This window comes from Dyella sp. C11 (assembly GCF_003121485.1).
Lineage (GTDB): Bacteria > Pseudomonadota > Gammaproteobacteria > Xanthomonadales > Rhodanobacteraceae > Dyella.
Window position 1 is genome coordinate 1 of the sequence record NZ_QAVX01000037.1, and the last position, 10727, is coordinate 10727.

9 protein-coding genes are annotated in these 10727 nt (G+C 64.8%); 4 read left to right on the forward strand and 5 right to left on the reverse strand.

Features of this window, described 5'->3' with window-relative positions; all coding sequences use genetic code 11:
- Both DK366_RS20790 and DK366_RS20795 read left to right on the forward strand, forming a co-directional pair.
- A partial coding sequence (locus DK366_RS20790) for a YadA-like family protein (protein ID WP_198651649.1) occupies positions 1-384 on the forward strand: 384 nt, incomplete at its 5' end.
- Positions 385-442: 58 nt separating this feature from the next.
- Positions 443-2362, forward strand: a complete 1920-nt coding sequence (locus DK366_RS20795) for a S8 family serine peptidase (RefSeq protein ID WP_109127477.1) — start codon at positions 443-445, stop codon at positions 2360-2362.
- A 72-nt stretch (positions 2363-2434) separates the two neighbouring features.
- On the opposite strand, the gene DK366_RS20800 is transcribed toward DK366_RS20795, so the two are convergent.
- A complete protein-coding gene (locus DK366_RS20800; protein WP_109127478.1) occupies positions 2435-3730 on the reverse strand; it encodes an amidohydrolase in 1296 nt (431 codons plus the stop codon).
- Positions 3731-3871: 141 nt separating this feature from the next.
- Between DK366_RS20800 and DK366_RS20805 the strand changes: the two genes are divergently transcribed.
- Positions 3872-5551, forward strand: coding sequence for an AMP-binding protein (locus DK366_RS20805; protein ID WP_109127484.1), 1680 nt, complete (start codon positions 3872-3874; stop codon positions 5549-5551).
- A gap of 105 nt (positions 5552-5656) precedes the next feature.
- Here DK366_RS20805 and DK366_RS20810 read toward each other — a convergent pair whose 3' ends face one another.
- The 4 genes from DK366_RS20810 to DK366_RS20825 all read right to left on the reverse strand — a co-directional run bounded on the left by DK366_RS20810 (position 5657) and on the right by DK366_RS20825 (position 10003).
- Positions 5657-7447: a GGDEF and EAL domain-containing protein gene (locus DK366_RS20810; RefSeq protein WP_232821142.1), complete on the reverse strand. Its 1791-nt coding sequence runs from the start codon at positions 7445-7447 to the stop codon at positions 5657-5659.
- Between the two features lie 186 nt (positions 7448-7633).
- Entirely contained in the window at positions 7634-8008 is a 375-nt protein-coding gene (locus tag DK366_RS20815; RefSeq protein ID WP_109127480.1) for a peptidase C13, read from the reverse strand.
- Between the two features lie 126 nt (positions 8009-8134).
- Complete coding sequence (gene zapE, locus DK366_RS20820; RefSeq protein WP_109127481.1) at positions 8135-9256, reverse strand: cell division protein ZapE; 1122 nt, start codon at positions 9254-9256, stop codon at positions 8135-8137.
- Between the two features lie 69 nt (positions 9257-9325).
- Positions 9326-10003, reverse strand: a complete 678-nt coding sequence (locus DK366_RS20825) for an alpha/beta fold hydrolase (RefSeq protein ID WP_232821143.1) — start codon at positions 10001-10003, stop codon at positions 9326-9328.
- A gap of 60 nt (positions 10004-10063) precedes the next feature.
- Here DK366_RS20825 and DK366_RS20830 point away from each other — a divergent pair, with 60 nt between their 5' ends.
- Positions 10064-10657, forward strand: coding sequence for an ACP phosphodiesterase (locus tag DK366_RS20830; protein WP_109127483.1), 594 nt, complete (start codon positions 10064-10066; stop codon positions 10655-10657).
- Positions 10658-10727: the final 70 nt, after the last annotated feature.

The window sequence follows — 10727 nt, forward strand, 5'->3', positions numbered from 1 at the left end:
GCGCTGGCCACTGCCAAGACGTATACGGATGCGTCCGCGCAAACCACGCTCGCCGCCGCCAAGGCCTACACCGATGCGGCGATGGGCAACGCACAGTCCATTTCCGACCTGCGCCAGCAGATGAACGACCAGTTCAACAACGTCAACCAGCGACTGGATCGCGTCGGTGCGATGGGTGCCGCCATGTCGCAGATGTCGGCCAACACGTCCAACCTCGCCGGTGACAACCGCGTGGGTTTCGGTGCCGGCAACTACAACGGCCAGGGCGCGTTCGCCGTGGGCTACCAGCGTGCATTCGCGGGCAATCACGCCAGCGTGTCGGTGGGTGCGTCGGTGTCGGGTTCCGAATCGTCCGTCGGCGTCGGCGGCGGCTTCAGCTGGTAACGCGAGAGGGCGCCCGCGAGGCGCCCTCCTTCCTGCTCACTATTTCCGGGAGTCATGCATGAATCGTTTGACTGTTTGCCGCGCAGCCGTCCTGGCCGCCGCACTGGGTTTTTCCGCAGCGCATGCTGCATCGGTCGTCACCAGCACGGGTGCGACCATCAACGCGTCGACCATGCGCAACAACGATACGGTTGACGGCTTCATCGTCACCTATCGCAACGGTTCCACCGAGCGCAGCAACGCGCAGGCCGTGGCACAGAACGTGACGGCGGCCGTCGGGCGCGCCAAGCTCGACGCTGCATCGATGAAAGCCACGCCCTCGCAGGCGGTGAGTGTGCAGTGGAAGCGCAAGATGGGCATCGGTTCCGACGTGGTGCGCACCAGCCGCAAGCTCAATCGCACCGAGGCGCTGGCGCTGATGCAGCAGATCGCTTCCGATCCCGCCGTGGCGCACGTCGAACCGGACGTCCGCATGCAGATCGTCAAGGACACGGTGAAGACCTCGTCGGTGGGCACCAGCACGCCGAACGACCCCAACTTCTCGTACCAGTGGCATATGCGTCCGGGCACCGGCACCGTGGAAACCATTGGCACCGACACCAGTGGCTACGCCAATTACGGCGGCAGCAATGCATCAACCGTATGGCCCTCTTATGACGGCACCGGCGTCATCGTGGCCGAGATCGATACCGGCGTGACGCAGCATCCGGACCTGAATCTGGCGCTGGCCAACGCCGGCTACGACTTCATCACCGACGCAGAAACCTCCGGTCGCGCCGCTGATGGCCGCGTTTCGGGCGGCTGGGATACCGGCGACTGGACCACGGCGAGCATGTCGTGCGCCACGCAGACCAACAGCAGCTGGCATGGCACGCATGTGGCCGGCACCATCGGCGCCATGACCAACAACGGCGTGGGCGTGGCGGGCGTAGCCGCGGGTTCGCAGGTGCTGCCTCTTCGCGCACTGGGTCATTGCGGCGGTGCCACGTCGGACATCGCCGATGCCATCACCTGGGCGTCAGGCGGTTCGGTGCCGAACATGCCAGCCAATCCCAATCCCGCGCAGGTCATCAGCATGAGCCTGGGTGGCCCGGGTGCCTGCGAAGCCACGGACGCGTTCGGCAGCGCCATTGCTGACGCCATGTCGCGTGGCGTGACGGTGGTCGTGGCGGCAGGCAATGACAGCGACGACACGGCCAACTATTCGCCGTCGAGCTGCCCTGGCGTCATCACGGTGTCGTCCGTGGGCATCACCGGCAAGTGGGCGTTCTACACCAACTTCGGCAAGCTGGTGTCGGTCTCCGCGCCCGGCGGTGGCATCTATCAGAACGATGATGAGAGCACCGGCGTCGAAGTCGATGCCGGCTTCGTATGGTCCACGCTCAACGATGGCAAGACCACCGTGGGTAATCCGATCTACGGCGAAATGGCTGGCACGTCGCAGGCGACGCCGCACGTCTCGGGCATCGTGGCGCTCATGATCCAGGCCGTGAAGAACGCGGGCCTGCCGGCGCTGTCGCCGTTCCAGATCCAGGAAGCCCTGGTGGAATCGGCGCGTCCGTTCCCGATCAATGAAGGCTACGCGCTGGGCTCCGGCATTGTCGACGCCAACGCCGCCGTGCAGGCCGCCTTGAGTGCAGCCAAGACTGAACTGCCGGTTGCGCTGACCTCGGGCAAGGCCGTGGTGACGGCCGGCAACACGGGTGACTCGTTGCTTTACTCGTTCACCGTGCCGGTCAATGCCACCAACCTGACGATTCGCACCGCGGGCGGCACGGGTGATGTGTCGCTGTACGCCAAGGACGGCGTGCCCGTGGCCTCCAATGGCGCCAACGCCGATGCCTCGTCGGTCAAGCCCAACACCAACAACGAGTCGATCGTGATCGCTGCACCGTCCCCGGGCACCTGGTATGTGCGCGTCACCGGTGTGAAGACCTTCGCGAACGTGCAGTTGATCGCCAGCTACGTGGCGCACTGATAAGGGGGCATGTCGCCCGGCTCGTCGACTGGTCCAGAACAGTCGGCGAGTCGGGCGCATGTTTTTCCTGGTTTACGAGGCAGGCGTGTTGAGGAAATCCAGCGTGGCCTGCAGCATCGATTCCATGCCGATCTTCAAGGCGCCTTCGTCCATGAAGAACTTCGGCGAATGGTTGGCCGGAGCCTTGAGCGCGTCCTGTCCCGTCGGCGTCGAGCCTACCCAGAAGTACACGCTGGGCACGGTGTTGGCGAAATAGGCGAAGTCTTCCGACGCCATCCACGGTTTGGATTCGACCACGTGGTCCGCGCCAATCGCCTTGCCAATGCTTTCGCGCACGCGTGCCGAAAGTGCGGGGTTGTTGACCAGCACGGGATTGCTGTCGCCCACCGGCATCTGCGTTTCGACCGTGGCACCGTTCGCTGCGGCGATGTGCTCGGCGATGCCCTTGAGGTTGTCGATGGCCTGCTGGCGCATGCCCGGGTCGAAGGTGCGCAACGTGCCCTGCATTTCCACCTTGTCGGGCACGATGTTGTAACGCGCGCCGCCTTCCACGATGCCGAAGCTCAACACGGCCGGATAGTCGCCGATGTTGAGCTTGCGGCTGACAATGGTTTGCGCCGCGCTGATGATTTCCGCGGACGTGACGACGGGATCGACGCCATTCCACGGCATGGCGCCATGCGTCTGTTGTCCATGCACCGTCATCTTGAACCAGTCCGAACCCGCCATGGCCGGCCCTGGTCGCACGCCCACGGTGCCGACGTTGAGCGTGCTGACCACATGCATGCCGAACATGGCATCGGGTTTGAAGTTCTTGAAGATGCCTTCCTTCAGCATCAGTGACGCACCGCCTTCCTCGCCCGGAGGTGCGCCTTCCTCGGCAGGCTGGAACACGAACATCACTTCGCCCGGCAGGTCTTTCTTCATGCCGGCAAGTACCGTGGCAAGGCCGAGCAGCATGGCAGTGTGCGCATCGTGGCCGCAGGCGTGCATCACGCCGACCTGCTTGCCGCGATACTCGCCCTTGACCTTGGAGGCGAACGGGACATCCACTTCTTCCGTGACGGGCAACGCATCCATGTCGGCGCGGATGGCGAGCCTGGGGCCCGGCTTGCCGCCCTTGAGGATGGCCACGACACCGGTATGCGCCATGCCCGTATGGACGTCCAGGCCCAGCTTCTTCAACTGCGCAGCCACGAGCGACGACGTGCGTGTTTCGCGATTGCTGAGTTCGGGATGCTGATGGATATCGCGACGCCACGCCGTGACCTGGCCAAGCTCACCCTGCACGAGTTGAGTGGTGTCGGCAGCGTGAGCGGTGCCGGCGAGCAGGGTCGCAACGGCCAGGGCAAGCGTGGTCAGGCGCATGGTATGTCTCCGCGGGTTGAAGCTTGATCCTAGCGCCTTCGTACGTACCTCCGGCAAGCCTCGCTCTACGAAAGTCGAACGCAGACGGAGGGCACCAAACCCGGTGCTATGCTCGGTTCCCGATTCCTGGGAAACCACGCCATGCCCGCGCCGAGCTACGTCCACGGTGTCAGTTCGCAGCCGCTGCTCGGGGATACCGTGGGCTCGCTGCTGGACCGCATCGCTGCCACGCATCCCGACCGGCCCGCGCTGGTGGTGCGCTCGCAAGGCATACGCCTCGGCTATCGACAGTTCCATGCCGAGGTGGAGCGCATCGCTGCCGGGTTGCTTTCGCTTGGTTTGCAGAAGGGCGATCGCGTCGGTATCTGGGCGCCCAATCGCTACGAGTGGGTGGTGCTGCAATTTGCGGCACCCAAGGCCGGTCTTATCCTGGTCAATATCAACCCGGCGTATCGCCTGCACGAACTCGAATATGCGCTCAACAAGGTGCGTTGCCGCGCGCTGGTCTTGCCGCGCCGCTTCAAGAGCTCGCATTACCTCGACCTGCTCCAGGAACTGGCGCCGGAGCTGGCAGGTGCGGAGATTGGCAACCTGAGATCGGAACGGCTGCCGGCATTGCGCGACGTGATTCTTCTCGATGACATTGCCGCACCCGGTACCCGCACATGGACGGAGCTGGGTTCGCGAGCGGACGATGAGGCCATGGCGCGCCTGCGCGCGGTGGAGGCCGAGCTGAGCTTCGACGATCCGGTGAATATCCAGTTCACCTCTGGCACGACGGGCGCGCCCAAGGGCGCGACGCTCACGCATCACAACATCGTCAACAACGGCTATTTCATCGGCGAGGCAATGCGCCTGACCGAGCAGGACCGCCTGTGCATTCCCGTGCCGTTCTACCACTGCTTCGGCATGGTGCTGGGCAACCTGGCCTGCGTCACGCACGGCGCGTGCATGGTGATCCCCGGCGAAGGTTTCGATGTGCTGGCCACGCTGGAAGCCGTGCAGGAAGAACGCTGCACCGGCCTGCACGGCGTGCCGACCATGTTCATTGCCGAGCTTGAACATGCGGAATTCCGCCGCTTCGATCTCAGCTCATTGCGCACCGGCATCATGGCCGGCTCGCCATGCCCCATCGAAGTGATGCGCCGCGTGGTGAGCGACATGCACATGAGCGAAGTCACCATCGCCTACGGCATGACCGAAACCAGCCCGGTGAGTTTCCAGTCCACCACGCACGATCCGCTGGAGCGCCGCGTGGACAGCGTTGGTCGTATCCATCCGCACGTCGAAGTGAAGCTGGTGGATGAGCGCGGCCGCATCGTGCCGCGCGGTGTGCCGGGCGAACTCTGCACGCGCGGCTATTCGGTCATGCTGGGCTACTGGGAAGACGAAGAGCGCACGCGCGAAGCCATCGACGAAGCGCGCTGGATGCACACCGGCGACCTCGCCGTGATCGACGAAGCGGGTTACTGCACTATTGTTGGTCGCCTCAAGGACATGATCATTCGTGGCGGCGAGAACGTGTACCCGCGCGAAATCGAGGAATTCCTCTACACCCATCCCAAGGTGCAGGACGTGCAGGTGTTCGGCGTGCCGGACGAGAAATTCGGCGAACAGGTGTGCGCCTGGGTGCAATTGCGTGAAGGCTGCGAGTCCAGCGAAGCGGAGATCCAGAGTTACTGCCGTCATCACCTGGCGTACTTCAAGGTGCCGCATTACGTGCGCTTCGTCGACGCCTTCCCGATGACGGTGACGGGCAAGGTGCAGAAGTACCTGATGCGCGAGGCGATGGCCGACGAGTTAGGCCTTCCCGTCACTTGAGCGGCTTTACCCTGTGGGAGCGCACCCTGTACGCGACAACCCGACGAAGCGGAAATCCCAAGTCGCGCACAGGGTGCGCTCCCACAGGATGGCTCTTCCGAGAAATTACTGACCCCAGCGCACCGCGCGCCGCGACGGCATGCCCTGGTGCCCCGCCAGCCACGCCGGTACATCGCTCGATGGCAGCGGGCGGGCAATATGGAAACCCTGGGCCTCATCGCACGCCATGGCGAGCACGCTTTCGTAGATGTTGGACGTTTCCACGCCTTCCACCACCACGCGGAAACCCATGTTGCGCGCCAGTTCCGCCACGGAGCGCACGATGGCCTCATCGTGCGGGCTGCTGCCCATGCCGCGCACGAACGACTGGTCGATCTTCAGGCTGGTCGCCGGCATCTGGCGAAGCGCAGCGAGGTTGCTGTAACCGGTGCCGAAGTCATCAATGGCGATGCCTGCACCCAGGTCGCGAATCGCGGTGAGGTGGCGGCGGGTGACGGCGCTGTGTTCCATCAACGTGCTTTCGGTGAATTCCAGTTCCAGCGCATCCAGCCCCACCTTGTGCTGCTCGGCCACGCTGCGCAGTCGACCGACAAGGTCGGCACCCAGATCGGTACTGGAAACATTGAGCGAGAGCTTGATGTCGTATCCAGCGTGGCGCCATACGGCAAGCTGGGACACGCCGCGCTCCATCACCCATTGCGTGAACGAGTGCATCAACCCGGCGCGCTCGGCCAGCGCCACGAAATGCGCGGGAGGAATGGAGCCCAGCGTGGGATGGTGCCAGCGTGCGAGTGCTTCCAGGGCAATGCAGCGCCCCGAATCCAGGTCCACGCGCGGCTGGTAATGCAGGTCGAGTTCGGCGCCTTCGTTCAACGCGGCAGCCAGTTCGGTCACCAGCAGGAATTCCTGTCGCTGCTGTTCGTCCTGCATGCGGTTGTACACCGCCCATCCGCGCGGACTTTGTTGCGCGGCATGCGATGCGTTCATGACCAGGCGCAGCGGGTCGCCACCGCGCAGCTCATCGGCATTGATCTTCAGCAGGCCGACGCCCGGCTGGATGGTGAGCGGAATGCCCAGGCAGTCGAACGGCCAGCGCAGGCGCGCCACCAGGTCGTCCAGCCACGAGGTGTCGTCGAGCATGTGGTGATCGGGCAGTACCGCGGCGAAACGCGTCGCACCGACCTGATAAAGACGCGTATGCGCCGGCATCTGCTGCGTCACGCGCGCAGCAACCGTGCGCATCAGTTCGTCCGCATAGACGTGACCCATGGCGCGGACAAACGCGTTGAAACGCTGCACGGGCGCAACGTCGATGGCGATGACCCACGCGTGCGGCACGCCTTCGTGCAGATGGGTGCGCAGGTCGTCGAAGAATGCGTAGCGATGCGGCAACTGGGTGGTGGGATCGGTACGACCGAGATAGCTGCGCAGCACCACGCCTGCACCGATCAGCGACGCGGCATCGCGCAATGCCGTTTGCTCGCTTTCGCCCAGGCTCTCGCGTGGCAGCGGACCCATCACGCACAACGCGCCGATGTGTTGTCCAGTAAGCGTGCAGACCGGCTCGCTGGCGAAGAAGCGCATCGGTCCGGGTCCGGCAGCCAACGGCACCGCCGTTCCGCGCAGGCGTTCATCGTCGAAGGCATCCAGCACGACGTGCGGCGCCAGGCTGCGCGCGGCCTGAAGCAGGAGAGGGTGCAGCGCACGGGGGCCATGTGCAGGCAATTCGTTGCCATCGGCAAACCAGTACGCGGCGCCGCTGTTGAGCACGAGTGACACCACCGGCACGCCGAGGGAATGCGTCACCAGGCGAACCACGGCATCGAAACCGGGCACGGCAAAACTTTCCGGCGTGGCGGTGTGTGCGGAAGGCAGGTCGTCGGCGGGCGTCGTCATGTATTGCCCAGCCGCGTGCTGCCCCGGGCCCCATCCCGTGGTGGTGCGCATCGCGTCATTGCCCCCTCAGGAACGGTGTCCCGAAAACAGCCCGACACTACTCCAGCCTCTCTGCGTACCGCAATGAGGCAAAGTGAGGTATGGCGTACGGACGTAAGTCCCTGCGGCGTCGACATGCCGCCGTCATCACGATTTGATACTGAAGTCGATCTCGACGGGATAGGGTACGGGCGTCGCCGGCGGCGCGGGCAGCATCCAGCTGGTGAAGTGGCTGGCCATGCATTTCGCCACGGGCGTCTCAGGTTGCACCGCGATGCGGGATAGACGGCCATCCTTGGTGACGTCGGCCACCAGCGTGAAGGGCGCCTTGTCATCCGGCGAACTTGCGAGACACGCCTTGTAGGCATCCGTGGTGGGGTTGCCGATGCGATCCCACATCTGCTTCTGGTACGCCGGACCGGTGGCCGCGCCTTCGGCGAGCTTCGCCTGGGAAACGCGCGAGATGAAATCGTTGCCTGCGGCAGGACTCAGTTGCAGGGCGACAGCGAGCAGGATCGACATGACAACTCCGGCCGGAAGGGGCGCTCCACGTTAGCAGGAGCGCCACGACCCGTGTTGTGTTGTGAGAGCTCCCATCCGCGACGTCGTGCCTGCATGGTGTCGCGCACAGGGTGCGCTCCCACACGGTCAGGAGAGATGTTCGCTGGCGAGGTATTCCTCGCTTTGCATTTCGATCAGGCGCGATTCGGTGCGGCCGAACTCCGCGCGCAGGCGTTCACCGTCGTACAGCTCGGTGATCGGTGCGGCTGCGGAAAGGATCAGCTTCACCTTGCGGTCGTAGAACTCGTCCACCAGCAACACGAAGCGACGCGCGGCATCGTCGGTGTAGACGGTGAATTGCGGCACGTTGGAAACGATCACTGCCGGGCCGGCCTTGGCCAGCTCGATGTAGTCGGACACGGCACGCGGGCCTTCGCACAGCGCGGCGAAGTCGAACCAAAGGATGTTGCGCGCCTGCTTGCGCACGGGAATCGGGCGATCGTTGATGACGATCTCGCCACCTTCCTGCACCGGGCCTTCCGCCTGCGTGGTGAAGATGCGCGCGAGGGCACGCTCGGCTTCCGGGCCGGGCGGTGTCTGGTACACGGCCGCCTGCGTCAGTGCGCGCAGGCGCCAGTCATGCGAGGAGATCATCTGCACGACGCGGCAGTGTTTCTCGATCAACGCGATGGCGGGCAGGAAGCGCGCGCGTTGCAGGCCATCCTTGTAGAGATTTTCCGGCGCCGTGTTGGACGTGGTCACCAGCGTCACACCGCGCTCGAACAACGCCTGCAACAGCGTGCCCAGGATCATGGCGTCGCCGATGTCGTTCACCAGGAACTCGTCCAGGCACAGTACGCGGCAGCGCGAGGCGAGGGTGGCGGCCACTTCCAGCAGCGGGTCCTGACGCTCGCCAAGCTCACGCAACTGCTCGTGCACCTCGCCCATGAAACGATGGTAGTGCCGGCGCAGCGCCATGCCCTGCGGCAGGCTCGCCACGAACATGTCCATCAGGAAGGTCTTTCCGCGTCCCACGCTGCCCCACAGGTACAGGCCCGGTACGCCTTCGCGCGTGTCGTTGCCCAGCAGCGATTTCAGGCGTCCAAACAGGCCACCGCCATTGCCGTTGTCGGCAGCGGCGATGAGTTCGGCGTGCATGCGGTCGAATTCGGGCAGCAGCGCCTGCTGGGCAGGATCGGCTTCCCAGCGGTGCGCGCTGACGCCTTCGTGATAACGCGCACTGGGTGCGAGTGGTGCGGTGTTACTCATGGGTACGGCGACCTCTGCGGGCGCCCCGCGGGGAAACGGGGCATCGAACGGGGAAGGGGGTTTGCGGCATCACGCCTGGCGCAGCGGCGGCAGCCAGGGCTGCACGGCGTGCTTGATGGCGCCGCGCAGATCCATCAGGCGGCGGTGGAAGAAGTGGCTGGTTTCCGGCATGCGCACCAGTTCGGGCTTTTTCGTCATGCCGTCGATCCAGTCAAACACGGCCTGCGGGTCCACCACCTCGTCTTCTTCACCCTGCACGACCAGCCAGGGACACGTGGGCAGCTGGATGTCCTCGAACGGCCAGCGACCGGCCGGCGGCGCAATGCTGATCAGCGCATCCGCGCGCAGGCGCACGGCGTTGCGGATGGAAACGTAGCTGCCGAAAGAGAAGCCGGCCAGCCACAGCGCATCGTCCGGGCGTATCCGGCGCACCCAGGCGGCCACGGCCGCCAGGTCATCGCCTTCGCCGTTGCCGTGGTCGTACGTGCCTTCCGATTCACCGGTGCCGCGGAAATTGAAGCGCACCGTATCCAGTCCGGATTCGCGCAGCGCGCGTTCCACCATCGTCACCACCTTGTTGTGCATGGTGCCGCCCTGGAGCGGGTGCGGATGGCAGATGATGGCGGTGCCGCGGCGAGCCTCTTCGGGCACGGCCACGTCGCTCACGGCTTCCAGCTTGCCGACGGGACCTTCCAGCGCGAAGCTGGAGGCCTGCTCGGGAAAATGGTCGGGTTGGGTAGGGATCATGACGGGGTTCATACACAAGATGATAACCGCCACGTGCCTTCGGCGTTCGGACGGGCCGCGATGAACCATCTCGCGCATACGTTGCTGGCCGGTGACGACGAGCTGCTGCAGCTGGGCGGGCTGATGGGCGATTTCGTCCATGGCACGCCGGATCCTTCGCTGCCGGAAGGCGTGATTGCCGGCATCCGGCTGCATCGCGCCATCGACGTGTACACCGATAGCCATCCCGATGTGGCTGAGGCGCGAGCCTTGTTGCCAGCGCCGTTTCGCCGCTACGGCGGCATCCTGCTCGACATGTGGTTCGACCATTTGCTCGCGCGTGACTTTCCGCGCTGGAGCGACCGGTCGCTGGACGCCTATTCGGCGGGCGTGCGCGAACTGCTTTATCGGCATGAATCCCTGTTGCCGCCCGGATTGGTGCGCTTTCGCCATTACATGGAGGCGCATGCGCTGCCTGCGGGTTATGCGAGGCCGGAGGAGATGGAGGCAGCCTTCGACGGGATTTCGCATCGGTTGCGGCGGACCAATCCCATCGGTGAGTCGCTGCCGGTGCTGGTGGGACTGGAGCGGCCGTTGCAGGCGACGTTCGAGGTGTTTTTTCCGCAGTTGAGGGAGTTTGCGGGGGATTGGGTGGGGACGCATGGGGTGCGCTGAGGGTTTCATCGCGCGCGCACCGCTTTACTCCCTCTCCCCTTTGGGGAGAGGGTTGGCGTGAGGGGCGGGT